This window comes from Micromonospora sp. NPDC048842 (assembly GCF_040649935.1).
GTDB lineage: Bacteria > Actinomycetota > Actinomycetes > Mycobacteriales > Micromonosporaceae > Micromonospora > Micromonospora hortensis.
In genome coordinates this window covers 23,877-49,022 of the sequence record NZ_JBEZGK010000033.1, presented here as the reverse complement: position 1 = coordinate 49,022, position 25,146 = coordinate 23,877, and the positions used below count along the sequence as shown (strand labels likewise).

General features: G+C 71.4%; 28 protein-coding genes, 2 tRNA genes and 1 other RNA gene. 14 read left to right on the top strand and 17 right to left on the bottom strand.

All coding sequences use genetic code 11. The features are described from left to right. Positions 1-2,096 (bottom strand): DNA polymerase III subunit gamma and tau (locus AB0C19_RS30460; RefSeq protein ID WP_357190867.1); only part of this gene is annotated, 2,096 nt, incomplete at its 3' end. Between the two features lie 203 nt (positions 2,097-2,299). Then, positions 2,300-2,389: signal recognition particle sRNA small type (ffs, locus tag AB0C19_RS30455), an RNA gene on the bottom strand. 82 nt (positions 2,390-2,471) lie between these two features. On the opposite strand from ffs, the gene AB0C19_RS30450 reads away from it, so the two are divergent. Further along, positions 2,472-2,556: transfer RNA gene (locus AB0C19_RS30450), tRNA-Ser, on the top strand. 263 nt (positions 2,557-2,819) lie between these two features. Continuing rightward, on the top strand, positions 2,820-3,263 hold the full coding sequence (locus tag AB0C19_RS30445; protein ID WP_357190865.1) for a hypothetical protein: 444 nt from the start codon (positions 2,820-2,822) through the stop codon (positions 3,261-3,263). A gap of 158 nt (positions 3,264-3,421) precedes the next feature. On the opposite strand, the gene AB0C19_RS30440 is transcribed toward AB0C19_RS30445, so the two are convergent. Next, complete coding sequence (locus AB0C19_RS30440) at positions 3,422-3,664, bottom strand: flavin reductase (RefSeq protein WP_327033599.1); 243 nt, start codon at positions 3,662-3,664, stop codon at positions 3,422-3,424. A 197-nt stretch (positions 3,665-3,861) separates the two neighbouring features. Here AB0C19_RS30440 and AB0C19_RS30435 point away from each other — a divergent pair, with 197 nt between their 5' ends. Together AB0C19_RS30435 and AB0C19_RS30430 are read left to right on the top strand one after the other, a co-directional pair. Then, a complete protein-coding gene (locus AB0C19_RS30435; RefSeq protein ID WP_210780741.1) occupies positions 3,862-4,629 on the top strand; it encodes a helix-turn-helix transcriptional regulator in 768 nt (255 codons plus the stop codon). After that, entirely contained in the window at positions 4,620-4,811 is a 192-nt protein-coding gene (locus tag AB0C19_RS30430) for a DUF397 domain-containing protein (protein WP_357190862.1), read from the top strand. Before AB0C19_RS30435 ends, AB0C19_RS30430 begins: the two co-directional genes overlap by 10 nt. A 36-nt stretch (positions 4,812-4,847) precedes the next feature. Here the strand turns inward: AB0C19_RS30430 and AB0C19_RS30425 are convergent, their stop codons facing one another. Next, entirely contained in the window at positions 4,848-5,495 is a 648-nt protein-coding gene (locus AB0C19_RS30425) for a DUF1349 domain-containing protein (protein WP_357190860.1), read from the bottom strand. Positions 5,496-5,653: 158 nt separating this feature from the next. On the opposite strand from AB0C19_RS30425, the gene AB0C19_RS30420 reads away from it, so the two are divergent. Both AB0C19_RS30420 and AB0C19_RS30415 read left to right on the top strand, forming a co-directional pair. After that, positions 5,654-6,208: a hypothetical protein gene (locus AB0C19_RS30420; protein WP_357190858.1), complete on the top strand. Its 555-nt coding sequence runs from the start codon at positions 5,654-5,656 to the stop codon at positions 6,206-6,208. 92 nt (positions 6,209-6,300) lie between these two features. After that, complete coding sequence (locus AB0C19_RS30415; RefSeq protein WP_357190856.1) at positions 6,301-6,795, top strand: hypothetical protein; 495 nt, start codon at positions 6,301-6,303, stop codon at positions 6,793-6,795. A 14-nt stretch (positions 6,796-6,809) separates the two neighbouring features. Here AB0C19_RS30415 and AB0C19_RS30410 read toward each other — a convergent pair whose 3' ends face one another. Both AB0C19_RS30410 and AB0C19_RS30405 read right to left on the bottom strand, forming a co-directional pair. Further along, on the bottom strand, positions 6,810-8,360 hold the full coding sequence (locus AB0C19_RS30410; protein WP_357190854.1) for an alpha/beta hydrolase: 1,551 nt from the start codon (positions 8,358-8,360) through the stop codon (positions 6,810-6,812). A 38-nt stretch (positions 8,361-8,398) separates the two neighbouring features. Beyond that, positions 8,399-9,580: a serine hydrolase domain-containing protein gene (locus AB0C19_RS30405; protein WP_357190852.1), complete on the bottom strand. Its 1,182-nt coding sequence runs from the start codon at positions 9,578-9,580 to the stop codon at positions 8,399-8,401. A gap of 110 nt (positions 9,581-9,690) precedes the next feature. Here AB0C19_RS30405 and AB0C19_RS30400 point away from each other — a divergent pair, with 110 nt between their 5' ends. After that, positions 9,691-10,911, top strand: coding sequence for a sensor domain-containing protein (locus AB0C19_RS30400; protein WP_357190850.1), 1,221 nt, complete (start codon positions 9,691-9,693; stop codon positions 10,909-10,911). Then, positions 10,899-11,546, top strand: coding sequence for a response regulator transcription factor (locus AB0C19_RS30395; RefSeq protein ID WP_357190848.1), 648 nt, complete (start codon positions 10,899-10,901; stop codon positions 11,544-11,546). The genes AB0C19_RS30400 and AB0C19_RS30395 overlap by 13 nt, the downstream gene beginning before the upstream one ends. Before the next feature lie 50 nt (positions 11,547-11,596). Here AB0C19_RS30395 and AB0C19_RS30390 read toward each other — a convergent pair whose 3' ends face one another. Beyond that, positions 11,597-13,210, bottom strand: coding sequence for a carboxylesterase/lipase family protein (locus tag AB0C19_RS30390; protein WP_357190846.1), 1,614 nt, complete (start codon positions 13,208-13,210; stop codon positions 11,597-11,599). 171 nt (positions 13,211-13,381) lie between these two features. Between AB0C19_RS30390 and AB0C19_RS30385 the strand changes: the two genes are divergently transcribed. Further along, positions 13,382-14,317 carry a TetR/AcrR family transcriptional regulator C-terminal domain-containing protein gene (locus AB0C19_RS30385; protein ID WP_357190844.1) on the top strand — a complete coding sequence of 312 codons (936 nt, stop codon included), beginning with the start codon at positions 13,382-13,384 and terminating at the stop codon, positions 14,315-14,317. Between the two features lie 4 nt (positions 14,318-14,321). Here the strand turns inward: AB0C19_RS30385 and AB0C19_RS30380 are convergent, their stop codons facing one another. Continuing rightward, positions 14,322-14,954: a TetR/AcrR family transcriptional regulator gene (locus AB0C19_RS30380; protein ID WP_357190842.1), complete on the bottom strand. Its 633-nt coding sequence runs from the start codon at positions 14,952-14,954 to the stop codon at positions 14,322-14,324. Positions 14,955-15,123: 169 nt separating this feature from the next. On the opposite strand from AB0C19_RS30380, the gene AB0C19_RS30375 reads away from it, so the two are divergent. After that, positions 15,124-15,873 (top strand): SDR family oxidoreductase, encoded by a 750-nt coding sequence (locus tag AB0C19_RS30375; RefSeq protein WP_112586831.1) that lies wholly within the window; start codon positions 15,124-15,126, stop codon positions 15,871-15,873. A 56-nt stretch (positions 15,874-15,929) separates the two neighbouring features. Here the strand turns inward: AB0C19_RS30375 and AB0C19_RS30370 are convergent. Beyond that, a tRNA-Ser gene (locus tag AB0C19_RS30370) sits at positions 15,930-16,016 on the bottom strand. A gap of 75 nt (positions 16,017-16,091) precedes the next feature. On the opposite strand from AB0C19_RS30370, the gene deoD reads away from it, so the two are divergent. Then, positions 16,092-16,799, top strand: a complete 708-nt coding sequence (gene deoD, locus AB0C19_RS30365) for a purine-nucleoside phosphorylase (protein WP_074315244.1) — start codon at positions 16,092-16,094, stop codon at positions 16,797-16,799. A 160-nt stretch (positions 16,800-16,959) separates the two neighbouring features. Here deoD and AB0C19_RS30360 read toward each other — a convergent pair whose 3' ends face one another. Genes AB0C19_RS30360 through AB0C19_RS30345 form a run of 4 tightly spaced genes read right to left on the bottom strand, consistent with a single transcriptional unit; the run spans position 16,960 to position 20,451 of the window. Continuing rightward, entirely contained in the window at positions 16,960-18,159 is a 1,200-nt protein-coding gene (locus tag AB0C19_RS30360) for an ABC transporter permease (protein WP_357190839.1), read from the bottom strand. Beyond that, entirely contained in the window at positions 18,159-18,842 is a 684-nt protein-coding gene (locus tag AB0C19_RS30355; RefSeq protein ID WP_357190902.1) for an ABC transporter ATP-binding protein, read from the bottom strand. Before AB0C19_RS30355 ends, AB0C19_RS30360 begins: the two co-directional genes overlap by 1 nt. Positions 18,843-18,850: 8 nt before the next feature. After that, positions 18,851-19,942 carry a peptidoglycan-binding domain-containing protein gene (locus tag AB0C19_RS30350; RefSeq protein ID WP_357190837.1) on the bottom strand — a complete coding sequence of 364 codons (1,092 nt, stop codon included), beginning with the start codon at positions 19,940-19,942 and terminating at the stop codon, positions 18,851-18,853. Then, positions 19,939-20,451: a hypothetical protein gene (locus tag AB0C19_RS30345; protein ID WP_357190835.1), complete on the bottom strand. Its 513-nt coding sequence runs from the start codon at positions 20,449-20,451 to the stop codon at positions 19,939-19,941. Before AB0C19_RS30345 ends, AB0C19_RS30350 begins: the two co-directional genes overlap by 4 nt. A gap of 141 nt (positions 20,452-20,592) precedes the next feature. On the opposite strand from AB0C19_RS30345, the gene AB0C19_RS30340 reads away from it, so the two are divergent. Continuing rightward, on the top strand, positions 20,593-21,249 hold the full coding sequence (locus AB0C19_RS30340; protein WP_181518658.1) for a response regulator transcription factor: 657 nt from the start codon (positions 20,593-20,595) through the stop codon (positions 21,247-21,249). Further along, entirely contained in the window at positions 21,246-22,400 is a 1,155-nt protein-coding gene (locus AB0C19_RS30335; protein ID WP_357190833.1) for a HAMP domain-containing sensor histidine kinase, read from the top strand. The genes AB0C19_RS30340 and AB0C19_RS30335 overlap by 4 nt, the downstream gene beginning before the upstream one ends. A gap of 14 nt (positions 22,401-22,414) precedes the next feature. On the opposite strand, the gene AB0C19_RS30330 is transcribed toward AB0C19_RS30335, so the two are convergent. The 4 genes from AB0C19_RS30330 to AB0C19_RS30315 form a co-directional block, all read right to left on the bottom strand. Further along, complete coding sequence (locus tag AB0C19_RS30330; protein ID WP_357190900.1) at positions 22,415-22,861, bottom strand: nucleoside deaminase; 447 nt, start codon at positions 22,859-22,861, stop codon at positions 22,415-22,417. A gap of 145 nt (positions 22,862-23,006) precedes the next feature. Next, complete coding sequence (locus AB0C19_RS30325) at positions 23,007-23,534, bottom strand: tRNA adenosine deaminase-associated protein (protein ID WP_210780732.1); 528 nt, start codon at positions 23,532-23,534, stop codon at positions 23,007-23,009. Positions 23,535-23,651: 117 nt separating this feature from the next. Further along, complete coding sequence (locus tag AB0C19_RS30320) at positions 23,652-23,819, bottom strand: hypothetical protein (protein ID WP_167362451.1); 168 nt, start codon at positions 23,817-23,819, stop codon at positions 23,652-23,654. A 110-nt stretch (positions 23,820-23,929) separates the two neighbouring features. Then, entirely contained in the window at positions 23,930-24,319 is a 390-nt protein-coding gene (locus tag AB0C19_RS30315; protein WP_357190830.1) for a hypothetical protein, read from the bottom strand. Positions 24,320-24,383: 64 nt separating this feature from the next. Here AB0C19_RS30315 and AB0C19_RS30310 point away from each other — a divergent pair, with 64 nt between their 5' ends. Continuing rightward, complete coding sequence (locus tag AB0C19_RS30310) at positions 24,384-25,145, top strand: peptidoglycan DD-metalloendopeptidase family protein (RefSeq protein WP_357190828.1); 762 nt, start codon at positions 24,384-24,386, stop codon at positions 25,143-25,145. Position 25,146: the final 1 nt, after the last annotated feature.

Below are 25,146 nucleotides of genomic sequence, written 5' to 3'. Positions count from 1 at the left end.
GGGTTCGAGCCAGGCGCGGGGTTCGAGCCAGGCGCGGGGTTCGAGCCAGGCGCGGGGTTCGAGCCAGGCGCGGGGTTCGAGCCAGGCGCGGGGTTCGAGCCAGGCGCGGGGTTCGTGCTTGGCCCGGCTGGGGGTGCGCTCGTCGGGGCGGCGGCAGCCGGGGTCGCGGCGGGCGTTTCCGACGTGGCTGGCGGGGCGGCGGGTCGGGCCGGTGCGGTCTGCTGCGCGCGCGGTGAGCCGGACAGCGACACGCCACCACGCTCGCCGGCCACCTCGCACCGGATCTGCCAGCGCCCGCCCAACTCCTCGTAGAGCGCGTCGGTGAGCACCGCCGCATGGTCGGCCATCATCTTGGCCAGCACCGTGGACTTCACAGTCAGCACCAGCATGTCGCCGTCGAGTTCGCGGACGACCGCGTCCCGCATCAGGGCGGCGATCCGCTTGTTGGTCCGGTTGACCTTGCCGACGACGTCGGGCCAGACGCGGCGGACCGCTACCGCGTCCAGCGCGGCGGGCGGTGCTCCGGGTCGGGGCGGCGCGGGCGTGGCCGGGTCGGGAAGCACCGCCGACGGTGGCACCACGCGACGGGGGGCCGGCCCGGCGGGCGAGACGGGTACGGACTGGTCAGCGGTTGCCGACCCGGTCGACGCGCCGGGGGAGGCCGGGATCGGCGAGTCGGCCGTCGAGGCGTACGAGGCCGGCACACCGGAGGTCGGAGCAGGCGAGGCAGGTGCCCCGGTGGCCGAAGCAGCCGGGGCGGAAGCGCCCTGGGCCGGGGACGCCGCCGGATCGACCTCCCACGGCGGTGCGGAGGTCGGGGCGTTCACTGGTGTCGGGGTGGCGGCAGCCGGGACCGGGGTGGCTTGCTGTGGGCGTACCCCTTGGTGGTTGGTTGGCGCGGAGCCGGCGGCGGCCGACGGCGCGTCGGTGCCGCCCACTGTGAGCCGGCGTTCCATCCGCTCCAGGCGCTGGAGCAGGCCGCCGGTGGAGTCGTCCGAGCCGGGCAGCAGCATCCGGGCGCAGATCAGCTCCAGCAGCAGGCGGGGCGCGGTGGTGCCGCGCATCTCGACCAGGCCGTTGTGCACGATGTCGGCGCAGCGGGACAGCGTTGCCGAGCCGAGCTGCGAAGCCTGGGCCGCCATCCGCTCGATCTGGTCGGCCGGGGCGTCGATCAGGCCCTTCGCGGCGGCGTCCGGCACCTGCTGGATGACGATCAGGTCGCGCAGCCGTTCCAGCAGGTCGGAGGCGAACCGGCGCATGTCGTGCCCGGCCTCGGCGACCCGGTCGACGGTGGCGTACGCGGCGGCGCCGTCTCCGGCGGCCAGCGCGTCGCACATCTCGTCGATCAGCGCCGAGTCGGTGACCCCGAGCAGCGCGACGGCCCGGGCGTAGCTGACCCCCTCCGCGCCGGCGCCAGCGATGAGCTGGTCGAGCACCGAGAGGCTGTCCCGCATGCTGCCGCCACCGGCGCGGACCACCAGCGGGAAGACCGCCGGCTCGACGGCGACGCCCTCGGCCTGGGTGAGTTGCTCCAGGTACGGGCGGACCACCTTCGGCGGAAACAGCCGGAACGGGTAGTGGTGGGTCCGCGACCGGATCGTGCCGAGGACCTTCTCCGGCTCGGTGGTGGCGAAGATGAACTTGACGTACTCAGGGGGTTCCTCGACCAGCTTGAGCAGGGCGTTGAAGCCCTGGGTCGAGACCATGTGCGCCTCGTCGATGATGTAGATCTTGAAGCGGCTGCTGGCTGGCGCGAAGAAGGCGCGCTCGCGCAGCTCGCGGGCGTCGTCGACACCGCCGTGGCTGGCCGCGTCGATCTCGATCACGTCGATCGAGCCGGCACCGTCGGCGGCCAGCGAGCGGCAGGAGTCACACTTGCCGCACGGCTCGGGAGTGGGGCCCTGCTCACAGTTGAGCGAGCGGGCCATGATCCGGGCGCTGGTGGTCTTGCCGCAGCCACGGGGGCCGGAGAAGAGGTAGGCGTGGTTGAGCCGTCCGCTGCGCAGCGCCTGCGACAGCGGCTCGGTCACGTGCTCCTGACCGATGACCTCAGCGAAGGTACGCGGCCGGTACTTGCGGTAGAGCGCCAGCGTCACTCGTCCCGCCTCCTCTCGACCGAGCCATTCTGCGCCGGTCGGGCGCGGGTGACCACCCACCACCCCGGGCGCCTGGGCCTTCGGGCTTGATCGACCGGGCCGCCAGGGCTTGATCGACTCGGATTCCTGGAAACCGCGGTGTCCGCATGGCCGGGACACCGCGACATCACGGATGCCGAGCGGATCAACCGGTCCACAGACAAAAAGGCCTCCCGTGCACCCGGCAGAGCTCGCTTATCCTTGCTGCCTTCCGGCCCTGGGGAGGTTCACGAGATACCGCCGCACGGGAGGTGCCGCCCAGCCTACCCGACCGCCGGTCGATCTTCAGGGGGTGGTGGGGTGGCCCGGCCGAGACGGGCCTGTATCCTGGCTCGCGGAGGATTCGCCTAGAGGCCTAGGGCGCACGCTTGGAAAGCGTGTTGGGTTTACACCCTCACGAGTTCGAATCTCGTATCCTCCGCTCGCCTGAGCAGCACCAACGACAGGGCCGGCCCCACGGGGACCGGCCCTGAGTCGTCTGCGCGCAGGCGTCAGCCCACCACCTGGACGTGCTCCGCGCCCTGCACCGAGAACCACGCCTCCCGGTTGGCGTCCCGTTCGCGGATCTCGTCACCTCGGGGTTCAAGGTTTGTCGAAGGTCTGGACAAGCCGGCATCGCAATGATCAAGCCAATCGGCACCGACCGAAGGGCCGGAGCGAGCGATGCAGAGGAGTGCGACGGACATGACACGATCCCTTGCCAGGCGGGTACTGCTGCCGCTGACGGTGGCGCTGACCGCGATCCTGGCCACCTCGAACCCGGCGGCTGCCGCCGGCAACGACGACTACACGGTCTACTCCGGCCAGGGGGGCGGCGCGGTCGACTTCATCGACTACGGCCCCGGCGCGGCTGGCGGCGGTAATAACGACGACTATCTGGTCATCCGCGACATCGCCGCCGACGGCCATGGGGTGCAGGTCTGGGCGTGGCTGCACGGGAAGTACCTCGGCACGAAGTACAACGGCAACGGCGCGTGGACTTCGGTCATCTACGACCCGTACACGATCTTCCCGAACAACGTCGCGAAGGGCGAGGTCATCGGGCTCAAGATCTGCCTGGTCGACGGGAAGGACAACCTGATCCAGCCGAGCTGTTCGAGTCTCGACTGGCCCAGCATCGACGGCTGACCGGACGAACAGGGTCGCGGGCCGGCGTCCTTCGGGGGTCCGTGGGTACTCCGAACGGCGCCGGCTCCCCCACCGGTGAGCGACACCGCGCTCAGGCGGTGTCGCTCACACAACTGCAGCAGGTGTGATCGGTCGACGGGGCACGCGGCCGGGACCATTCAGGCGCGGGCGCGGGCCCAGGAGAGGAAGCGGTCGGTCAGCCGGGCCGGGTCGAGGTCGGTGAGGTGTTCGCCGGCCTCTGTTTGCAGCGTCGCCAGGTAGACGGTCAACGCGAGCCGGTCGTGCCGGTATTCGCCGAGCAGCCGCAGCTTCGCCGCCGAGCAGGGCCAGGCGATGCCGCACGCGGCACAGCGCCAGGTCGGTCGGGTCGGTAGGTGGTTCCGGTAGCGGCGGCGGGGCACGGGCTCATCTCCTTCGCGGTGGGCGGGGGCCGCCCCGCCTCCCCGTCGGGGCGACCCCGGACTGACGCCGACCGCCGGGCTCCTGCGCCTCCACCGGCCACGCCGTCTTCTGTGGACCACCATCGGGAGAGTTACGAGACAGATACACCGCGTAGCGATATGGTTCCCGGATATCTAGGACATCCGATGGAGGAGCCGTGAACGACGCGCTTCGGGTGGCGCTCAGCGACACCGGACACACCACCGAATCTCTCGCCGAGACCGTCGGCGTCGACCCGAAGACCGTGGGGCGCTGGTTGACCGAGGACCGGATCCCGCATCCACGCCACCGACTGGCGGCAGCGGAGGCGCTACACAAGGACGTGTCGGACATCTGGCCGGACACTTCAAGACGTCGTGACCCCATTTGGTTTCGTCCGTGGCAGGAGATCGAGCGCGAGGCGGTGTCGCTTCGCTGGTTCGAGTCGACAGTTCTGCCGGGATTGCTCCAGACCGAGGCGTACGCCCGCGCGGTGCTGGGCGACGCGGGCCTGATCCCCCGGGGTGAGATCGAGCGGCATCTCACGGTCCGACTCGGCCGGCAGGGCATCCTCAAGCGGGACGACCCGCCGCAGTTCACGGCGGTCGTGGACGAGGCGGTCATCCGCCGTCCGGTGGGCGGCCGGTCGACGATGCGCGAGCAACTGCTGGCCGTGGCGGCGGCGTGCGTCGAGCCGCACATCCGGGTGCACGTCGTGCCCAGCGCGGTCGGCGCCTATGCCGGCCTCAACGGACCTTTCGTGATCGCGCACAGCCACGACCACCGGGTCGCCGGCTACCTCGACAATCAACTTCAGGGACAAGTCGCTAGCGACCCCGAGGACATCGCGGCCATGATGGCGGCATGGGAGAACGTGCGCGGCGAGGCGTTGTCCCACTGGCAGTCGGTCGAACTCATCCAGGAAGTGGCGGAGTCATGGAGCTGAACGGCGCCCGGTGGCGCAAGAGCAGCCGCAGCAGCGGCAACGGCGGCGCCTGCGTCGAGGTCGCCGACAATCTGCCCGGCGTCATCGGCGTACGGGATTCAAAGGACCCGGCCGGCCCGGCGCTCGCCTTCGCGCCCACGGCCTGGCGCGCGTTCGTCAGCCAGGTCACCCGACGCACCTGACCTGCGCCCGGTCGCACGCCCACCGCGGCAGGTAGGTCACGAGCCGTCGCGGAGATCGCCCAGACGCTCTGCCCGGAACGTGATCTCGTCGAAGGTCACGCCGCACCCCTCACCGGTCGGGGACTGGCCCGCGAAGCCGATCCGGTCGCGAGACGTGTCAGGGTCGAGGAGGAAGACGCGGATCAACCGCCAGGTCACACCGTCGACCGAGGCGTGGTACGCGTAGACCCCGTCGACGCGGGAGACCCGCAGCCACACCGACCGGTCGGGTACGACGAAGGCGTTCGCGTCGTCGGCGACGCCTCGGCAGATGACCGACACGATCATCGGGTCGCCTGCTGGGGAGAACTCGAAGCACAGCTTGGCCCAGCGCCGCTCGTCGAGCCACAGCAGGAGCACCCCGGCATCGAAGGTGGCGGCGAAGTCCACTGTGACCCGGGCGCTGAACTGGAAGTCCCCCGTCGGCAGGTCCCCGAGCAGCGTCGCCGCGTTGAGCGTCGACTCGGCACTGACGGTGGTGGTCTCGGCCGCCTCGGCGGAGCCGGTGCTGGGGTCGATGAAGATGTCAGTGTGCGGCTGCGCCTCGATCGCCACGGTGCCGGCCGCCTCGTCGACCCGCCACAGCTCGGCGGACGAGGGCACGAGCGGGAACGGCACACCGGAGACGCTGAGTTGATTGGCCATGGCCAGGACCGTACAACCGTCGCCCTGCTCGCCGATGCCCTCTCGTCGAGCAGGGGCCCGGCACGTCCACCCTCCGGCCGGTACCGTCCCAGGCACGGAAGGCGGGGAATCCGTCGTACACATGTTCTATCCACAGGCTGTGGACGACCGGAGGTTCGATGGCTTACCAGCTCAGCGCGGTGGTCGCGGACGTTGAACTGCTCCGCGAGCAGACCGCCGAGCTGGATCACGCGGTCCTCGGCGAGCTGCGCCAGGACTTCGCGTTACTGCCGGTCACCCCGCAGTTGGTGATCGAGCTGACCGGGTCGTTGCCGGATTTCGCCACTGACGACCGGAGTGCCGCGCGCCCGTTCGGCCTGGTGTTGTCGACGGCGCTGGTCGAGGTGCTGACCCGCTGGTCACAGTCGGGGCCGGTGGCCTATCTGGAGGCGGAGTTCGGTGGTGGGGTCGGCTACCAGGCGGCGGCGGTGTGGTTGGGCGGGGCGCTGTCCTGGGGCCCGTGCTTCGACGACGAGTTGAGCGCGCCGCGCGAGCAGTGGCCGATCAACTGTGCGCTGAGTCAGCTCGGCGTGGAGCCCGGCACCTGGATCGACAGGTTCGCCGAATTGGGGTTGCACCTGGAGCGGAGCACCGAGGGTTGGCTGGCGCACGGCCGGCGTCGACTCAGCGCCGACTACTGGGACGAGCTGGTCGAGCAGTGGGAAAACCAGTAATCCGGCGATCGGCAGCAACCTGAACGCTTCCGTTCCGTTGGGGACTGGGGGATTCCATGAAATTGCGACAATTTGCGTTTATCGCCACGCTGATGACGGCTGCCTCGATCGCGGGCAGCGGCGTACCGCCAACCGGGTCGATTCCGAACGGCCGGCCCGCCGGCAACGTGGAGATCATCGACCTGAACGGCCTGCGCAACATCGAGTTCGGCGCCACCGAGGACGAGCTGACCCGACGCGGCATCCTGCGTACCAGCCTGGACGCCTGCGGGCCGATGCTCGCCGGCCACGACACGGTCAGCCCGGTCTTCGTTGAGGACAAACTCGTGCTGCTCTGGGTAGGCGACCCGATGCGGACACCGGAGGGCATCACGGCGGGCTCCCCCGTCGGCGAGGTCTGGGACCGCTACACGGAGGTCAGCCGGCTACGGGCTCCACAGGGGACACACAGGCTCGACGGGTTACTTGCCCGCAGCGGCGACCGCGCGTACCTGTTCCTGCACGACGGGCGCACTGTCCAAAAGACCATCGCCGGGTACGCGGACTGGGCCCGCCGCCTCTTCGACGAGGGTGCGGGCCCGTGCTGACCGGCGCGGACTGATCAGGACGACGTGCGGCTGACGCAGTCGAGGTCTCTGGCCGGCAACTGCCCGTCGGCGAGGTACGCGACGACCGCGTCGTCCACGCAGACGTTGCCGTAGTTGCCGAAGACACCGTGAATCCGAGCGTCGTGCAGGGTGATCAGCCGGGAACCGGTGAGCGCCCGATGCATGGCCTGACCGTGCTGGTAGATCGTGCGAGTGTCCCCCGTGGACTGCACGATCAGTGCCGGCACGGAATTCCGCACGACTGTCGGCCGCTCCCGGGGTTGCTGAGGCCAGAACGCACACGGGCTGATCGCCCTGGTCAACTCCCCAAAACGGGACTCGGTGGTCTGATGCTGTCGAATATCGCGCCAGTAGTGCCCAGCATCACGGCGTACCGGCACGTCGCCGCAGAGGATCGCGGCCTGCACACTGCCCGTTGCCGACTCGGCCCCGGTCAACAGGAACGACAACGTGTCCGCCAGAGACGCGGTCGGCGTCGCAGAACCCGACACCGCGGCCTGCCACAGCACCCGAACCGTCTCCGCGAGGTCGGCCTGGGTTTCGTCCCGATCGTCGCTGAGCCGATTGATCAGCAGGTACGGCACCGACTGCCGGTCCACCTGATAGCCACCCACCCGTAGCGGGCGGCGGGCCGCGGCGGCGAGGATCCCGTCCACCACGGCCAGCACCTGCTGACCGGTGCGGCCCAGGCCGTACCGCTGGTGGTGGCGGGCCGTCCAGTCCGCCCAGTCGCGCAGTGCGACCTCGTTGGCGGGCCCGGCCTCGCGCAGCACCCTCGCGCCGTAGCTGGCGGGGTCGACAGCGCTGTCCAGGACGACCCGATCGGCACGCTCCGGGAACATCTGGGTGTAGACCGCGCCCAGGTAGGTGCCGTAGGAGTAGCCCAGGTAGGAGAGCTTCTGCTCGCCGAGCGCGGCCCGGAGCAGGTCCATGTCGCGGGCCGTGTTCCGGGTGGTGATGTGCGGCAACAGGTCGGCGTGCCGGCGGGCACATCGGGAGGCCAGGTCCCGTTCGAATGCGGTCAGCCGGTCGAACGTGGCGCGGTCTGGTCCGGCGGAGCGAGTCCAGGTGCCCGTTGGCCAGCCGCAGTCCAGCGGGGTGCTGCGACCAACGAACCGAGGGTCCAGCCCGATGAGGTCGAATCTTGCCCCGACCTCACCCAGCCACTGCCGGATCGGCAGAACGTCCGACATTCCCGGCGCACCGGGACCGCCGGTGTTCAGCAGCAGGACGCCGAGCCGGTGCGCGGTGTCGGTCGCCGGCAGCCGGGACAGTGCCAGGGTGATGGTGCGGCCGTCCGGGCGGGCGTGATCCAGCGGAACGGCCAGCTCGGTGCAGGAAGCGCCGGCCTGGTCCAGCTCCGCACCAGCCGGGTCGGCCGAGCCCCGCTGGCAGGTGTGCCAGTCGAGCCGCTGCCGCTGGGGACCGGCCAGGTCGGCGGCGGCGGCGGCCGGCACCGGCCCGGCGGCGGTGGCGGTGATGGCGAGCACGGTCAGCGCGGCCACCATTCTCAGCGCCGTCGCGGTCCATCTGCTCCAGGTCATGTTCATCTCCTCGGTGGGAAAATCGGCCCCGCGGCGGATCACCGGGACTCACACAGGGCGGTGTGCAGGGTCGTGGACAGCGCCTGCCAGCTCTCGTACGACGCCGGCTCGTCGTTCACCACCAACTGCGCCCGGCGACCGTCGGCGGTGACCCCGCCCAGGGTGCGAAAGCCCGGTGTCGTGCCACCGTGGCCCCAGTACAGGGCCCCGCCGCAGCCGGCCAACGGCGTCGAGATGATCCCGAGCCCGTATCGGGCGTCGGGCCACAGCCGGTCCGGATCGGTCGGCACGGTGTGGGTCATCTCGGCGAGGCGGACCGGGTCCAGCAGTTGACCGCCGAGCAGCGCGGCGAAGAACCGGTTCTGGTCGGCGAGGGTCGAGACCAGCGCCCCACCAGCTCCGCCGTACGACATGTTGAACTCGGTGACGTCGCGCCGCCGCTGGGTTATGTCGCTCCGCCGCTCAGCGCCGATCAACGCGTAGCCGCGCGGATGGGGACCCCGGATCCGCACCGAGTCGCCCGGCCAGTAGGTATCGCGCAGGCCCAACGGCCCGATGATCCGTCGGGTGATCTGCACGCTGATGTCGCGGCCGGTGACCTGCTCGACGATCAGGCCGGCGAGGACGTAGTTGGTGGTCGAGTAGTGCCAACTGGTGGCCGGCCGCGGCTGGCCCAGCGCCATCGCGATCAGCTCCGCTGGCGCGAAGTGCCGATACCGCCAGCGATCCACCCGGTCCCAGTCGAGCGCGTCGACGTGGTCGGGCAGGCCGCTGGTGTGCCGCAGCAGATCACGGACGGTGATCCGTCGGCCGTCGTACCCGTTGCCACGGACCCGGCCTGGCAGGTACCTCTCGATTGGGGCGTCCAGGACGAGCTGGCCCTCCGCGACGAGTTGCAGCACCACTGTCGCGGTGAATGCCTTCGTCGAACTGCCGATCCGGATCCGTTCGTCGACAGGCATCGGCCGGCCCGTCCGCAGGTCGGCCCACCCGCTGGCAGCAGCCCACCTGCCGCACCCCGGTCCGCTCACCTCGATGGCCGCGCCTGCCAACCGATGGGTGCCGGTCAGGTAGTGCAGCGCGGCGGTCGTCGCCGGCCGATCGGAGCACGCCGGCCCCGGTTGACGGGCCGCGGCTGGTGCCCCCACGCCGGCGAGGGTGAGCAGGACAGCTCCGGCGAGCACCCCGATTGTGTGCCGTCGTCGTGTCGGTCTTCTCATGTCGTCGACGCTAGGGACGGCCAGGCGGGGCCACGAGGGAGCAGAGGCCCTGATCAATGGTGTAGCTGGCTACACTGCCCCGGCCGCCCCTGTGGACGGAGAATGTGACGATGCGGCGGGCTCGGTTCGCGACGACGTACCTGGTGACCGGCGGGGCTACTGCGGTGGCGTCGGCGGTCGCGATCGGCGCGCTCGCCGGGGCACTTGGCCTGAGCCTCGTCCTGGTCGGCATCGCGCTGCTGCCGCCAGCCGTGCGTGTCCTCCGGTCGATCGTTCGCCTGGAGCGGCGCCGCGCAGACCGGTTGCTGGGCCTGGCAGTTCCGGCCGAGTCCCAGGTGCTGTGCGCGAGTCAGGCCGCGTGGCTGCGCATTGCCGGAGGCGATTTGGTCACCTACCGAAGTGCGCTCTGGCTGACCGTGCACGCCATCGCCGGTGTGCCGCTAGCTGCCGGTGTGCTGCTGCTCTGGCTACTCGCGCTGGGCGGGTTGATCGTGCCGCTGATGTGGTGGGCCGTGCCGGTCGAGGCTCCGCTCACCTTTGTCGTGCCGATCCGGAGCTGGTCCCAGGCGCTGCTGGTGCCGCCCCTGCTCGGGCTCGCCGCGCTGGCACTTCTCCGGTGGGCTGTCCCGGCCTGCGCCGTGGCGTACGCACGGGCGGCGCGAGCGTCGTTCGCGCCGTCCTCGCGGAGCCGGTTGGAGCGGCGGGTCACGGAGCTCACCGCCACCCGGGCCGGCGCGCTCGACGCCCACGCGGCGGAGCTGCGGCGGATCGAGCGCGACCTGCACGACGGCACCCAGGCCCGGTTGGTGGCGATCGCCATTCAGCTCGGCGTCGCGCAACGTCAACGGGCAGCCGACCCGGCGCTGGCGGACCAGCTGGTCGAGCGGGCGCGGACGAGCGTCGAGGCAGCGCTGACCGAGCTGCGCGCGGTGGTGCGGGGCATCTACCCACCGATTCTGGCTGACCGAGGTCTGCCGGGCGCGGTGCACGCGCTCGCCGCTGACTGTCCGGTGCCGCTGACGGTCCGGGTCACCCCGCTGCGACGACTACCGGCGGCGTTGGAGAGCGCCGCCTACTTCGTCGTGGCCGAAGCGCTGGCCAACATCACTCGGCACAGCAGGGCGACCGGTGGTGATCTGCGGGTGGAGCACCAGGCGGGTCACCTGGTGGTCAACGTGACCGACGACGGCGTCGGCGGCGCACAACCGTCGACCGGCACCGGCCTGACCGGCATCCGGCGCCGGGTCGCGGCACTGGACGGCACTGTCGAGCTGAGCAGCCCGATCGGCGGGCCGACAGTGCTACGGGTGGAGTTGCCGTGCGCGTCCTGATCGCCGAAGACAACGTCCTGCTCCAGGAAGGGCTCAACCTGCTGCTCAGCACCGCCGGCTTCGAGGTGACGGCAGCGGTCGACACGCCGGACGACATCATCGCGGCGATCGATCGGCAGCGGCCCGACGTCGCCATCATGGACATCCGACTGCCGCCGACGTTCCGCGACGAGGGGTTGCGCACCGCATTGGCCGTGCGTCGGCTGCACCCCGGACTGCCGGTGCTGCTGCTGTCCCAGTACGTCGAGCGCGCCTACGCGACCGAGCTGCTCGTCGACGGGCAGGGCGGCGTCGGCTACCTGCTCAAGGACCGGGTGTCCCGGGTCGAGGAGTTCCTCGACGCCTTACGTCGGGTCGCCGCCGGAGGCACAGTGCTGGACCCGCAGGTCGTGGCGCAACTCGTCACCGCCCGGCGCAACCCGCTCACCGAGCTCACCGCCCGGGAACGCGAGGTGCTCGCGCTGATGGCCGGAGGCAGCACCAACACGGGCATCGCCGCCCAGCTCGTGATCACCGAGCGCGCGGTGAGCAAGCACATCGGGAACATCTTCACCAAGCTCGACCTGCCACCCGACAGCGACGTGCATCGCCGGGTCGCCGCCGTGCTCGCCTTCCTGAAGGATCCGGGTAGGTGAGCGGGCCGGGTCCCCTGAGGGCCGGCCCACTCGTCGCTCCCGTGACGGCATCAGCGGCGCAGCGACCTCCAGAAGTCGTACGAGTGGGCCGCCGCGAAGTCCGTCCTGCCCGGTCCGCCGCCACCGGCGAACACCCGCACGTACGTGGCGTCAGGGCGCAGTCGAGGCCAGCTCGCCCGACCCGTCCGGGCGAAGTCGCTCCAGGTGCGCACCATCTCGTCGGAGAGCCGCCGCTGGGTCGGCGTCAACGCCTCGGCGTAGTCGACAGCGAACAGGTACGGCAGCTCGGCACAGTGGTACGCGCCGGTGGCGAACGTCGGTTCGGGTCCTTCGGTGAAGAACGGCGCGTCCTCGTCGGCGAACTCGTACGCGAACGTCGGCACCTGCCGCGCGAATGCCAACGCGGCGGAGTAGACCGGCTCGGCGTAGTCGTGATCGGTCAGCACGGCGCCCAACGTCGCGCTGGCCGATTGGGCGGGGTCGCGCGGATAGCGGGCCAGCACCTCCTCGGCGTGGTCACCGAACATGGCGCGCACCTGGTCGCGGTACTGGTCGTCGGTGAGCGGGCACGACTCCGGCTCCTGGTCCGGCTTCGGCGGCTCCGGGCAGTTGAGTCCGAACCGTTCCATCCCCCACACCACGAGCCGGGACTCGTCCCGGTTCATCCCGGTCAGCACTGGTACCGGATGCAGCCTCCCGGTGGTCAGCGCGTCCGCCGGGTCCACCGGTAGCGTGCGACCGTCGACGACCGGGCCCAGGTCGACACCCTCGCCGGGGTAGCCGGCCGTCTCGACCAGCCGGGCGGGGGGACGTCCGCGCAGGCAGGCGGCGACCGCTGCCGGGTCGGTGCAGCCGATCCTCCGGGCGAACTCCTGAGCCGCCCCGATCGCCTCGGCCCGGGTCTGGACCGGGTTGGCGCACGAGTTGCTCTGCATGATCGCCCGGTGGAACAGTCCAGCGGAGCCCGGCGCGGCGAGCTGCGCGCAGACACTTGTCGCCCCGGCGGACTGGCCGAACACTGTGACGTTGCCCGGGTCGCCGCCGAAGGCCGCGGCGTTGCGCCGCACCCAGCGCAGTGCGGCCTGCTGGTCCTGCAACCCGAAGTTGCCGGTGATTCCGTCCCGACCGGCCAGCGCCGGATGCGCCAGGAAGCCGAGCGCGCCGAGCCGGTAGTTCACAGTGACGACTATGACGTCACCTCCGGCGGCCAGCCGCTGCCCGCCGTATCCGTCACCGCTGCCGAACCGGTAGTCCCCGCCGTGCAACCAGACCATCACCGGTCGAGGCGTTCGTTCGACCGAGCGCGGGGTGGTGACATTCAGGTAGAGGCAGTCCTCGGACTCGGAGGGTGTGTCCATCGGCAGCCCTTGCAGTTGGGCGCAGCCGTCACCGGGTCGGCTCGCGTCGCGCACTCCGGTCCATGTCGGACCGGGCTGCGGCGGTGCCCAGCGCAGCGCGCCCAGCGGTGGTCTCGCGTACGGGATGCCCTGGAACGAGCGGTGGTCTGCCGCGACGGTCCCCCGCACCGCGCCCTGGTCGGTCCGGACGACGGCAGCGCTCCGGCGGTCGTCGTCGGCCGCGGCCGGACCGACGGCCATCGCCGGGCAGACGAGGACGACAGCGCCCACCGTGACGGCCCATCGGGGGTACGGAACTCTTCTCATGCTCTCCTCATTTCGTCGACGCCGGTACGGCGTACGCACCGGGCTGCGTCGAGCATGTCGAGCTGGCGACCAGCCGGCCAGGGAGCTCTAGTACGCAATGGCCGGAAGGGCGGGGGCGCCTACCGGTGCTCTAGTGCGCTACGGTCACCGCGAGGCTGGCGGGAGGCGATCGTGGCGGAGTTAGACGAATCCACTCCTCCTTATCTGCGCATCGTCGGGGAGTTGCGACGGCGCATCGTGGCAGGCGAGTTGGGCCCCGGCGACCGGGTGCCATCCACCCGGCAGATCGTCCGGGAGTGGGGCGTCGCCATGGCGACCGCCAGCCGGGCGCTCACCGCGCTTCGCCAGGAGAACCTGGTCCGGGCGGTGCCGGGTGTGGGCATGGTGGTGGCCGGCGCAACGCCGACCACGCCGGGTCGGGGTGCCCCGCCCGGCGGTCGGCGGCTGCCCGTCCAGGGGTTGACCCGCGACCAGGTGGTGCGGACCGCCATGACGATTGCCGACGCCGAGGGGCTACCGGCACTGAGCATGCGGCGCATCGCGATGGAGTTGGACGTCCCCACCATGTCGCTGTACCGGCAGGTTCGGGGCAAGGAGCAGCTTCTCGTGCTGATGGCGGACGCGGCCTTCGCCGCGCATCGGCTGCCGCGCACGCTCCCGCCCGGATGGCGAGCCCAACTGGAGTTGCTCAGCCGACTTCAGTGGTCGATCTACCGGCGGCATCCCTGGCTGGCCCAGGTCATCTCGCTGACCCGCCCACTGATGGCACCGCACGCCGTCGCGCACACGGAGTGGGCGCTGCGCGCCCTCGCCCGGCACGGCCTGGACCAGCACACCCAGCTTCACCTGGCGGCCGCACTGGCCAACCATGTCCGAGGTACCGCCGTCAACCTGGAGCGGGAGGCCGAGGCGGAGCAGGACACCGGCCTGACCGACGACGAGTGGATGGCGGCCCAGGCCGACGTGTTCGGTGGGCTGCTCGCGGCGGGCGAGTTTCCGCATCTGGCCCGACTCAGCCGGACAGCGGTCGACCTCAATGTCGAGAGTCTCTTCGAATTCGGTCTGCAACGTCTGCTCGACGGGATGGCGGCGCTGCTCGAACGGTGACCGCTCAGACCCTGTCGCTGGCCTGCTCGGGCAGGCGCGCCCCGGACGCGGCCACGAAACCGGCGAGCGCGATCTCCGCGGCCTGTCGCAGGTCTTCCCTGCTGACCCCGGCGGCTGCATGCACCGCCTGCCCCTCGGTGACGATCATGACGAAGCGGGCGAGCGCGACCGGGTCGGCCTGCGCGGGCAGGTCGCCGTCGGCGACGGCGCGGGCGAGCCGGTCGGCGAGGGCACCTTCACCGCCCAGGCGACTGGTGGCGAGGAAACCGGCGATGGACGCGTTCTCGGTAGAGCAGCTCGTGCCGCCCTGGATCGACAGGCAACCGGCCGGTCGGTCGGTCCGGGTCACGGCGATCGCGTTCTCGCGCAGCAGGGTGGCGACCACCTCGTACGCGGTCGGCTGGGCGAAAGCGTCCCGCGCGTACTCCATGTCCTTTTCGGCATAGCGGGCCACGGCCTTGCGGAACAGCTCCTCCTTACCGCCGAAGGCGGCGTAGAGGCTGGGTTTGTTGATCCCCATGGCCTCGGCGAGGTCGTTCATCGAGGCGCCCTCGTATCCCTGTCGCCAGAACACCTCCACCGCGCGCTCCAACGCCTCGTCGGCGTCGAAGCCACGTGGTCGACCTCTCTGCGGCACAGCCCATCACCCCTTCTCCGCCCATCCTACCGACAGCGGAAACCGATCGGTACAGAAATTTGCGGACCCGGTCGGCGGTTGCTACGTTCGGATACGTACCGCTCGGTACAAAACTTGCTTGAGGCCCGGCCGGCCGCACACCACCACACCCCAACAGAGGAGTTCCATCGTGGGACAGCTCGACGGCAAGACCGCCCTCGTCACCGGGGGCACCACGGGCATCGGCCTGGCCGCCGCCCGCCGCTTCGCCGCAGAAGGCGCGTACGTCTTCGTCACCGGCCGCCGCAAGGGCCCGGTGGACGAGGCCGTCGCCAGCATCGGCGCGAACGTCACAGGCATCGCCAGCGATGTCAGCAAGCTCGACGACCTGGACCGGGTGATGCGGGCGATCGAGGAGCGGGGCGCTGGGCTGGACGTGGTGTTCGCCAACGCCGGCGGTGGCGAGTTCCGTTCGCTCGACTCGATCACGGTCGAGCACGTGGCAACCACCTTCGACACCAACATCTACGGCACCATTTTCACAGTGCAGAAGGCCCTGCCCCTGCTCAACGAGGGCGCGTCGATCGTGCTGACCGGCTCGACCGCCGCCAGCAACGGCACCCCCGCGTTCAGCGTCTACGCCGCGTCCAAGGCGGCCATCCGCTCGTTTGGCCGCACCTGGGCCGCCGAGCTGATCGGCCGGAAGATCAGGGTCAACACCCTGATCCCCGGCTCGACCGAGACCCCCGGGCTCGCCGGCCTCGCGCCCAGCCCCGCCGAGGCACCCGGGTTGCTGAAGGCCATCGCCTCGGGCGTGCCCATGCAGCGCATGGCACACCCGGACGAGATCGCCAACGCCGCGCTCTTCCTCGCCTCCGACCAGAGCAGCTTCATGACCGGCGGCGAATTGTTCGTCGACGGCGGCGAGCAGCAGCTCTGACGCGAAAACGCCCGGTCGATCCTCGCGGATCGACCGGGCGTTTCTGCACTACAGAGCGGTGGCGGAGGGATTTGAACCCTCGGAGGGCGTTAACCCTCACACGCTTTCGAGGCGTGCTCCTTAGGCCGCTCGGACACGCCACCGCCGACGAGGGTACAGGACCGCCGGTTCCGACGCCGAACCGGTATCGCCCGGGCCGGCCTGGCAGGATCTTTGCCATGAGTACGCACATCGGCGCGAAGCCGGGCGAGATCGCCGAGCGGGTCCTGATGCCGGGTGACCCCCTGCGGGCCAAGTGGATCGCGGAGACCTACCTCGAGGGCGCCACCTGCTACTCGACGGTTCGGGGCATGCTGGGCTTCACCGGCCGCTGGAACGGCGTCGAGGTTTCCGTCCAGGGCTCCGGCATGGGCATGCCGTCGGCCTCCATCTACGCCCACGAGTTGATCAACGAGTACGGCGTGAAGACGCTGATTCGGGTCGGCTCGTGCGGCGCCCTCAGCACCGACCTGCAACTGCGGGACGTGGTGGCCGCGATCGGGTCGTCCACCGACTCGAACATGAACCGGATGCGCTTCGACGGGCTGATCGACTACGCCCCGGTGGCCGACTTCGGGCTGCTGCGTACGTCGGTCGAGGTGGCCGAGCGGCGCGGCATCACCATGCACGTCGGGCCGATCCTGGCGGCGGATGCCTTCTACACCGACCGGCCGGACCTGTACGACACCCTCGCCGACTACGGCGTGCTGGCTGTGGAGATGGAGTCGGCGGCGCTCTACACGATCGCCGCCCGGTTCAAGGCCCGCGCGCTGACCGTGTTGACAGTCAGCGACCACATCAAGACCGGTGAGAAGACCACCTCGGAGGAGCGCGAGCAGACCTTCAGCCAGATGGTCGAGATCGCCCTCGACACGATCATTGCCTGACCCGTTCCGGCGGGCGGCGTCACCGCGACGAGCGTGATGACTGTGAGGCATCAATATGCCGCACAGTCATCACGCTCTTTCGCATCACGCCGACCCGGGACAGCCCGGCCGAGCCCCGCCAACCCAACCGGGCCAGGCCGACCGGCCCGTGCCACGCCGGTCACACGGCGGCCAGCGCCTCCGTCGGCGCGAGGCGGGCGGCACGCACCGCCGGGTAGAGGCCGGCGAAGCCGCCGATGACCAGCGTCGCGCCCACCCCGCCGAGCATCGCCCAGGCCGGCACCACTGTCGGCCAGTCCTGCGACAGCGCGTAGCCCGCTGTGACCAGGATGCCCAGCACCACCCCACCGATCCCGCCGAGCGCCGAGAGCAGCAGCGATTCGGTGAGGAACTGGGCCCGTACCTGACCGCGGGTGGCGCCGAGTGACCGGCGCAGGCCGATCTCGGCTCGGCGTTCCAGCACCGAGATCACCATGGTGTTCGCCACGCCGACACCACCGACCAGCAGGGCGACCGCCCCCAGGCCCAGCAACAGGCCGGTGAACGCGTCGTCGGTCGCCTCGGCGGCAGCCAGCGCGTCCGAGGGCCGGGACACCTCGACCTCGTTCGGCGCCTCCGGATTGGTGGTCGCGCCGAGCACCGACCGGACCGCCTCGACCTGCGACTCCTGTGCCCGGGTGTAGACGGTGGTCGGGTGACCGTCGAAGCCCAGGTATTCGGCCGCCGCCGCCCAGCCGACCAACGCCGACGTGTCCAACTCCGGGGCGAGCGGTGCGGCGGCGAGGGTGCCGACCACTGTGAACGGCCGTCCACCCAGCCACACCTGCATCTGCGGGTCCGCCGAGGTGATCCCGAGCCGCTGCGCGGCGGTGGCACCGAGCACGACCGCCGGGTAGCGAGCGGTCGCCTCGTTGAGCCAGGTGCCGGTGGTCACCTGGGCTCCCACTGTGCCGAGCAGGTCCAGCCGGGCCGCCCGGGTGGCGATGCCACCGGTCTCCGCCGTCGGGATCCGATCCGAGCGGTACACCTTGGCGTCGGGCACCTGCCCGGTCGCGGACACCTCGGTCACCGGGCCGATCCGCCCGATCATCGCGATCGACTCCTCGGGCAGCTGCGCGTCAGCGCCGAACAGGGTGCTGCCCGGCTCGACGGTGAGCAGGTTGGTGCCGAGCGCGTCGAGCGCCCGGTCCAGCTCGGCCCGGGACGACGAGGAGATGCCGACCACAGCGATCATCGCGGCGATGCCGATCGCGATGCCCAACGCGGAGAGGAACGCCCGCAGCGGACGGGTCCGCAGCCCCACCCCACCGACGCGCACGACGTCCGCCGGTCGCAGTCGGGCCGGCGTCAGCGTCGCCATCAGCCGACACCGCCCGACGCGAGGGCCGAGTCGTGCCGCACCGCGCCGTCGCGCATCCGCACCTGCCGGGGCAGGCTTCCCGCGATCTCCCGGTCATGGGTGATCACCACCACTGTGGTGCCGGCCCGGTGCAGGTCGTGCAGCAGCGCCAACACCCCGGCGCCGGAGTGGGAGTCGAGGTTGCCGGTCGGCTCGTCGGCGAGCAGCACCGCCGGCTCACCGACCACCGCGCGGGCCACGGCCACCCGCTGCCGTTCCCCGCCGGACAGCTCGTGCGGCCGGTGCCCCAACCGGTGGCCCAGGCCGACCCGGACCAACGCGGCCTCCGCCCGGTCCCGCCGCCTCCTGAGAGGTACGCCGGAGTAGAGCAACCCGTCGGCCACGTTGTCCACGACCGGGACGCCGGGGGCGAGGTGGAACTGCTGGAAGACGAAACCGATCCGGGTGGCCCGCAGCGCGGACAACTCCCGGTCGGTCAGCTTCGCCGCGTCGTACCCGTCGATGAGCACGCTGCCCGACGACGGCCGGTCCAGGGTGCCGATCAGGTGCAACATTGTCGACTTGCCCGATCCGGACGGGCCGACGATCGCGACCAACTCGCCCTGACCGATCCGCAGCGACACGTCGTCCAACGCGACGACACCGCCGGCGTACCGCTTGCTGACCCGGTCGAGCACTATCACCTCGCCGCTCACGTCGGCACCACCACCGTGGTGCCCTCGGTGAGGCCCGTACCGGTGACCTCCACCCGACCGTCGGCGAACAACCCGGTGGTCACCGCGACGACCCGGCTCGCGTCGCCCTCGGCGACCTGGACGCCGTAGCCGCCCTCGGCCAGCGCCAACAGGGCCGCCACCGGCACTGTGAGCACGTCGCGGCGCTCCGAGACGGTGAACGTGACGTTCGCGCTGGCCTGGTCGAAGCCGGTGAGGGCCTTCGGGTCGGTCACCGCGACTGTCACCTCGATCTTCGTCTCGGCGTCGCCGGCCTGCCCGTTGGCGCCGGTCGCGCCGGCCTGGACGACCGTCTCGACAGTGCTGATCGTGCCCGCCACCGACCGGCCGTCCGGCAACCGCACTGTGACCTTCGCGTCGCGCTTGGCCAACCGCTGGTCGTCCACGTCCAACTCGACGGTGACGACCCGGCTGGTGCCGGTGTACGTCAGCACCGCCTGGCCGGGCTGGGTGAGATCGCCGACGTCGACCTGGTGGCTCTCCACCCGGACCTCCCGGTCGGCGTACACGACCCGCCCCGGCTCGACCCGACCGGTCTCGGTCAGGCCCAGGTCCTCCTGCCAGTCCCGGACCGCGTCCGCTGTGGCGCCGGTGTACTCGTCGTCGACGGTGAAGCCGGTGTAGCCCAGCGCTTCGAGATTCCGCTCGAACTGCGCCACGTCGGGCCCCTCCACCCCGGGGGCGAGGTCCCGGTACGCGGGCAGCCCGCCGTAGAGCAGCACCACCTCCTCGTTGTCGACCAGGTAGAGCGCCTTGCCCCGCCGTACCGTCGATCCGGTGGCCGCCAGCCCGGTGACGGTGCCGCTGAGCTTCACCGTGGCGGTACGCGTCGCGCCGTACCCCAGCTCACCGTCCGCCGTCTCCGAGTCGGCGAGGGTCTGCCGGGTGACAGCGGCGGTGGCGGGTGGTGCGGAGCCGGCCTGGGCACGGCCCTCGTCGGCACCGCCGCCGAAGCCCACAGCGGCGACCACTCCCACGGCGGCGACCAGCAGGACGACGCCGCCGGTGACGGCGGCGCGCAGCCGCGTGCGTCGGATGGCGCCCGTCACCGGCCGGCCCCGAACTGCGGCGCGTGCTGCCGGCACTTCTCCAGCGCGGCCTTCATGGCCGGATCGCCGATGTTGATCGCGTTGCCCCCCGCCCCGATGCGGACCCGCCCGTCGGCGTCCGGGTCCGGGAAGTCCGGCACCCCGTTCTCCCGCATGCATTTGGCCAGCGTGCGCATCTGCTCGGCCTGCTCGGGGTTGAGCTGCGGTCCCTGCCCGCCGTTTGGCAGCTTGTCCTGGCACTTCTCCATGGCCGCCTGGACCTTCTGCTGATCCACGTCCGCACCGAACCGGAAGCCGGGACGCCCGCCCGCCTCCGGGTCGGGCATGTCCACCCCGTTCTCCCGCATGCACCTGGCGAAGGCGAGTTGCCGCTCGGAGTCACTGGCCGGCGGGCCGCTCGCCGTGGCCTCTGCCTTCGCCCCACCGGCGGTCGCGACCCCGCCGCCGCCGTCGCCTCCCGCGCCGCACCCGGACAGCACCAGGGCGAGCAGGACGGGGATCGCAAGCATCTGTCGTCGCATCGTGTCCGCTTCCGCTCAGGTCCGACGCGGTTCGCCGAACGTGACACCCAGTGCAGGGCAGTGGGCGTATCCCCGGCGTTACCGTCGGCGGTTATGCCGCCGTTACCGCACCCCGAGCACCATGGAGGGGTGAGAGTGCTGGTGGTCGAGGACGAGAACGTGCTGGCGGACGCCATCGCCGAGTGGCTGCGTCGGGAGTCGTTCGCTGTCGACGTGGCGTACGACGGGGACGCCGCGTTGGAACGGCTCGGCGTCAACGAGTACGCGGTGGTGGTCCTGGACCGGGATCTGCCGGTGGTGCACGGCGACGACGTGTGCCGGGCGATCGTGGACGCGGGCGGGGAGACCCGGGTGCTGATGTTGACCGCGTCGGCGGCGGTCCGGGAACGGGTGGCGGGGCTGGCGCTCGGTGCCGACGACTACCTGACCAAGCCGTTCGCCCTGGTCGAGCTGTCGGCCCGGGTGCACGCGCTGACCCGCCGGTCCCGCCCGGCGGCGCCGCCGACGCTGCGTCGCGCCGGCATTCAGCTCGACCCGGCCCGACACGAGGTACGCCGGGACGACCGGCACGTGGCGCTGTCCCGCAAGGAGTTCGCGGTGCTTGCCGAACTGCTGCGCGCCGACGGCGCGGTGGTCTCCGCCGAGGACCTGTTGGAACGCGCCTGGGACGAGCACATCGACCCGTTCACCAACGTGGTCCGGGTGACAGTCATGAAGCTGCGCCGCAAACTCGGCGACCCGCCGGTGATCGAGACGGTTCCCGGGGCGGGGTACCAGATCCGATGAAACGCCTCACGATCCGCGCCCGGCTCACCCTCATCTACGGCGGGCTCTTCCTGTTGGCCGGCGTGGTCCTGCTCGCCGTCACGTACGTGCTGGTGGATCAACGGATGGCGCAGCCGTTCGGGGTGAAACTGCGGGACCTGCCGAAGACCTCCCCCACGACGCCCAGCGGGCAGAACGTCGACGACCTGCGCGCCCTGTTGCAGGAGGTGCAGGACGAGGCGAAGCGCAACGCTTTGGAGTCGCTTCTCACCCAGGGCGGTATCGCGTTGATCGTGGTGTCGACGGTGGCGATCGCGTTCGGCTGGTTGCTCGCCGGTCGGGCGTTGCAGCCCCTGCTCCAGATCACCGGCACGGCCCGCCGGATCGCCGGCGCGGACACCGCCGGTCGTGGTCTGCACGAGCGGATCGCGCTCACCGGCCCTCCCGACGAGGTACGCGAACTCGCCGACACCTTCGACGAGATGCTGGAACGGCTGGATCGCTCCTTCGACGGGCAGCGCCGGTTCGTGGCGAACGCCTCGCACGAGCTGCGTACGCCGCTGGCGCTCAACCGCGCCCTGGTGGAGCTGGCGATCACCCGCCCGGACGCCTCGGCGGAGACCCGGCGACTGGGTGAGTCGCTACTGGCTGTCAACGAGCGCCACGAGCGGCTGATCGACGGTCTGCTGACCCTGGCCGACTCGGAGAACGAGCTGACCGAGCGTACGCCGGTCGACCTGGCCGAGGTCTGCGCGCACACGACCGATCAGGCCGGGAAGCAGGCACCCGGCGTGCCGGTTCGGCGGGCCCTGGCCCCGGCGCCCACCAGTGGCGACCCGGTGCTGTTGGAGCGGCTCACGTTCAACCTGGTGGAAAACGCGCTGCGCCACAATCTGCCCGACGACGGTTGGGTGGAGGTCCGCACCGGGCTGGTCGACGGCCGGCCCACCCTCACTGTGACGAACACCGGCCCGGTCATCCCGGGCTACGACGTCGAGACGATGTTCCAGCCCTTCCGGCGGCTGTCGCGGGAGCGGGTCGTCGGCGCGCGGGGCTTCGGGCTGGGGCTGTCCATCGTCCGCGCGGTGGCCCGGGCCCACTGCGGCACCGCCGAGGCGCAGCCCCGCCCGGACGGCGGTCTGATCGTCACCGTCACCCTGCCGCCGGCCTGACCGGCGGCGCGGCCTCAGCGGAAGAACGCGCGGAGGACGGTGGCGGTCTCGGCCTCCAGCACCCCGCCGTAGACCTCGGGGCGGTGGTTGAGCCGACGGTCCCGCAGCACGTCCCAGAGCGATCCGGCAGCGCCGGTCTTGGGTTCCCACGCGCCGAACACGACTGTGGAGACCCGGGACAGCACCAGCGCCCCGGCGCACATGGTGCACGGTTCGAGGGTGACCACCAGGGTGCAGCCGTCCAGCCGCCACCGGCCGGTGCGCTCGGCGCCCCGGCGTAGGGCCAGCACCTCGGCGTGGGCGGTGGGGTCGCCGGTCAGCTCGCGTTCGTTGCGTCCGGTGGCCAACTCGGTGCCGTCTGGCCCGTAGAGCACCGCCCCCACCGGCACGTCGTCGACGTCGGTGCTGACCGTGTCGTCGACCTGTGGACCGGCGACGGCGATCTCCAGGGCGCGGCGCATCCACAGCTCGTGCCGCTGTCGTCGGCCGACCTCGCCCAGGTCGGCCAGGCCCTCGTGGGCGCCCGGCCCGGCGCGGCCCACAGCGCCGGGGGTCGGCTGGCCCGGTCGGATCGACTCCAGCGAAGGATCGGTGGCGTCGGTCGGCTCAGACCTCACGCAGCTCCTCGACCTCGTCGGCGCAGCCGAGCACCTGGCAGATCTCGGCGGTGACGTCCGCCGGCATCATCCCCTCGTGGGTGCAGAGGGTCAGCAGCTTCTGCGCGGAGATGCCCAGGTTGGCCAGCAGGTCGGCGTCACCGACCGGGTCGGCCTCCGGGTCGACGACGGGCTGCTCGCTCTCCTCGTCACCGGTGCTCACCGGGCGTGGCTCGTCGTCACCGTCGAGCCCGGTGACCGAGGTCTTCAGGTCACCGACCAGCAGCGACCCGAGCTGCGACTCCTCGGCGTACGCGGAGTCCGAACCGAACACCCGCAGGTCCTCGCCCTCGTCGAGGCGCAGGATCACCAGGTACGCGTCGTCGGCCTCGACGAAGAGCAGCGACACGTCGGCCTCCTGGTCGACGTCACGCAGCCGGTCGGCAACCTCGTCGATGTCGGTGGCGCCACGCAGGCTGACCTCGGCGGCGGTCCAGCCACTGTCGTCGCGCACCACGGCCGCAGCGAAGTACGACACGGTCCCCCCAATAGCCCTCGACACAGCGTCGACTCGTTACGCGTGCACGTTAGCCGGTCGGGTCGGCAGGCGACCCGTCAACGCCCCGAAGGGCGGGTCATTCCTGACAAAGTCGGATCAGCCGACGACTCGACGGCGGGTCGCGATGAGCTGACGCAGACGCTCGGTGCGCTGCCGCTGCGGTCGGCTGCGCTGGCGGACCGCCCGGGCGCCCGCCAACTCGGCCAGCAACTGCAGTCGACGGCGATTGCGATCGGGATCCTGCCGGGGAGTGGTCCAGGCCATAGTCCCGAGCGTGCCGAGTCTCGGCGGCCACGTCAAGACGGCGTTCGCTACGCAGCCAACCGGGCACACGGTGCAGTCACCGAGCGCCGTTCAGAGCCCGTCCGTGCCGGTCACCACAGCGGCCAGTCACCACTGGTGGCCCAACGGACCGCCACCACGGCGGCGGCGATGCTCCAGCCACCCGCCGTGACGATGGCGACCCCGGTGGCCACCCCTCGGTCGCCGAAGCGGACCAGCACCAGGGCGGTGGCCCAGGCCAGCAGGCCGGCGAACACAGTCCACCACGCGTAGCTGGCCACGTCGGTGCCGAGCAGGCCGAACAGCAGCAGCCAGCCGGCCGCCGCGCCGCCACCGGAGGCGACACCACCGCCGGTGACCGGGTGCGGCTCGCGGTAGGTGGGCCGCGTCGGTGGCCCGGAGGGGAAGAGACCCGACGGGGTACGCGGCACCGGGCGGACGGCGCCGAAATCCGGGCCACCGTCGGGTCGGGCAATGGTCACCGTCGCTGCCCTCCCTCACGCGTGCCGCTCGTGCCCACGGTACCGGCTCTGCCAGGATGACCGGATGTCCTCGCCGACGATCAGCCGCCGCGCTCGTCCGGCGTACCCGATCCTGCTGTTGCTCGCCCCGGTGCTGGCCGCCGGCTGTGCGACCACCCGGCCGGGGGTGCCCGACGGCGCCGCGCCGACGCCACCGTCGGTCTGGGCGACCGCCGACCAGCCGGCGTCGCAGCCGCCCACGCCGGCGGCGACCGGCCCGAGCTCCCCGGCGCCGTCGTCGGCCAGGCCGTCGGCGACGGCACCCCGCACCGGGCTGAAGCACGTCTTTCCGGTACGCGCCGACAACGTCGACTACCACCCGACGCACGGGGCGTACCCGGGGACGGATCTCTTCGCCGACTGCGGCGAACCGTTCGTGGCGGTGACCGACGGGACGGTGCTGCAGGTGAGCCGCGTGGACCGCTACCGCAAGCGTGGGCCGCAGGGCCCGGACAACGGCGGCCTGTCGGTCGCCCTGCTCGGCGACGACGGGGTGCGGTACTACGGCTCGCACCTGAGTGTCGTGGCCAGCGGAGTCGACCCCGGGGTGCGGGTCCGCGCCGGGCAGCAGCTCGGCAAGGTGGGCCGCACCGGCAACGCGAACAACGTGTGTCACGTGCACTTCGGCATCTCGCCGGCGTGCGCGGGCAAGGACGGCTGGTGGATCCGGCGCGGGGTGATCTGGCCGGCGCGTTACCTGGACTCCTGGCGGCGCGGCGGCAACAAGGAGCCGGCCGCCGAGGTCACCGCGTGGCAACGCAAGCACGGCTGCCCGAAGGCGCCCTGAC

What these genes read in the sequence shown, in the direction of transcription:
- AB0C19_RS30445 (WP_357190865.1), top strand. Translation starts at nt 2,820, where the DNA reads ATGACACGATCCCTTGCCAGGCGGGTACTGCTGCCGCTGACGGTGGCG.
- AB0C19_RS30430 (WP_357190862.1), top strand. Translation starts at nt 4,620, where the DNA reads ATGGAGCTGAACGGCGCCCGGTGGCGCAAGAGCAGCCGCAGCAGCGGC.
- AB0C19_RS30425 (WP_357190860.1), bottom strand. Translation starts at nt 5,495, where the DNA reads ATGGCCAATCAACTCAGCGTCTCCGGTGTGCCGTTCCCGCTCGTGCCC.
- AB0C19_RS30420 (WP_357190858.1), top strand. Translation starts at nt 5,654, where the DNA reads ATGGCTTACCAGCTCAGCGCGGTGGTCGCGGACGTTGAACTGCTCCGC.
- AB0C19_RS30415 (WP_357190856.1), top strand. Translation starts at nt 6,301, where the DNA reads ATGACGGCTGCCTCGATCGCGGGCAGCGGCGTACCGCCAACCGGGTCG.
- AB0C19_RS30410 (WP_357190854.1), bottom strand. Translation starts at nt 8,360, where the DNA reads ATGACCTGGAGCAGATGGACCGCGACGGCGCTGAGAATGGTGGCCGCG.
- AB0C19_RS30405 (WP_357190852.1), bottom strand. Translation starts at nt 9,580, where the DNA reads ATGAGAAGACCGACACGACGACGGCACACAATCGGGGTGCTCGCCGGA.
- AB0C19_RS30400 (WP_357190850.1), top strand. Translation starts at nt 9,691, where the DNA reads ATGCGGCGGGCTCGGTTCGCGACGACGTACCTGGTGACCGGCGGGGCT.
- AB0C19_RS30390 (WP_357190846.1), bottom strand. Translation starts at nt 13,210, where the DNA reads ATGAGAAGAGTTCCGTACCCCCGATGGGCCGTCACGGTGGGCGCTGTC.
- deoD (WP_074315244.1), top strand. Translation starts at nt 16,092, where the DNA reads ATGAGTACGCACATCGGCGCGAAGCCGGGCGAGATCGCCGAGCGGGTC.
- AB0C19_RS30360 (WP_357190839.1), bottom strand. Translation starts at nt 18,159, where the DNA reads ATGGCGACGCTGACGCCGGCCCGACTGCGACCGGCGGACGTCGTGCGC.
- AB0C19_RS30345 (WP_357190835.1), bottom strand. Translation starts at nt 20,451, where the DNA reads ATGCTTGCGATCCCCGTCCTGCTCGCCCTGGTGCTGTCCGGGTGCGGC.
- AB0C19_RS30335 (WP_357190833.1), top strand. Translation starts at nt 21,246, where the DNA reads ATGAAACGCCTCACGATCCGCGCCCGGCTCACCCTCATCTACGGCGGG.
- AB0C19_RS30330 (WP_357190900.1), bottom strand. Translation starts at nt 22,861, where the DNA reads ATGCGCCGCGCCCTGGAGATCGCCGTCGCCGGTCCACAGGTCGACGAC.
- AB0C19_RS30320 (WP_167362451.1), bottom strand. Translation starts at nt 23,819, where the DNA reads ATGGCCTGGACCACTCCCCGGCAGGATCCCGATCGCAATCGCCGTCGA.
- AB0C19_RS30310 (WP_357190828.1), top strand. Translation starts at nt 24,384, where the DNA reads ATGTCCTCGCCGACGATCAGCCGCCGCGCTCGTCCGGCGTACCCGATC.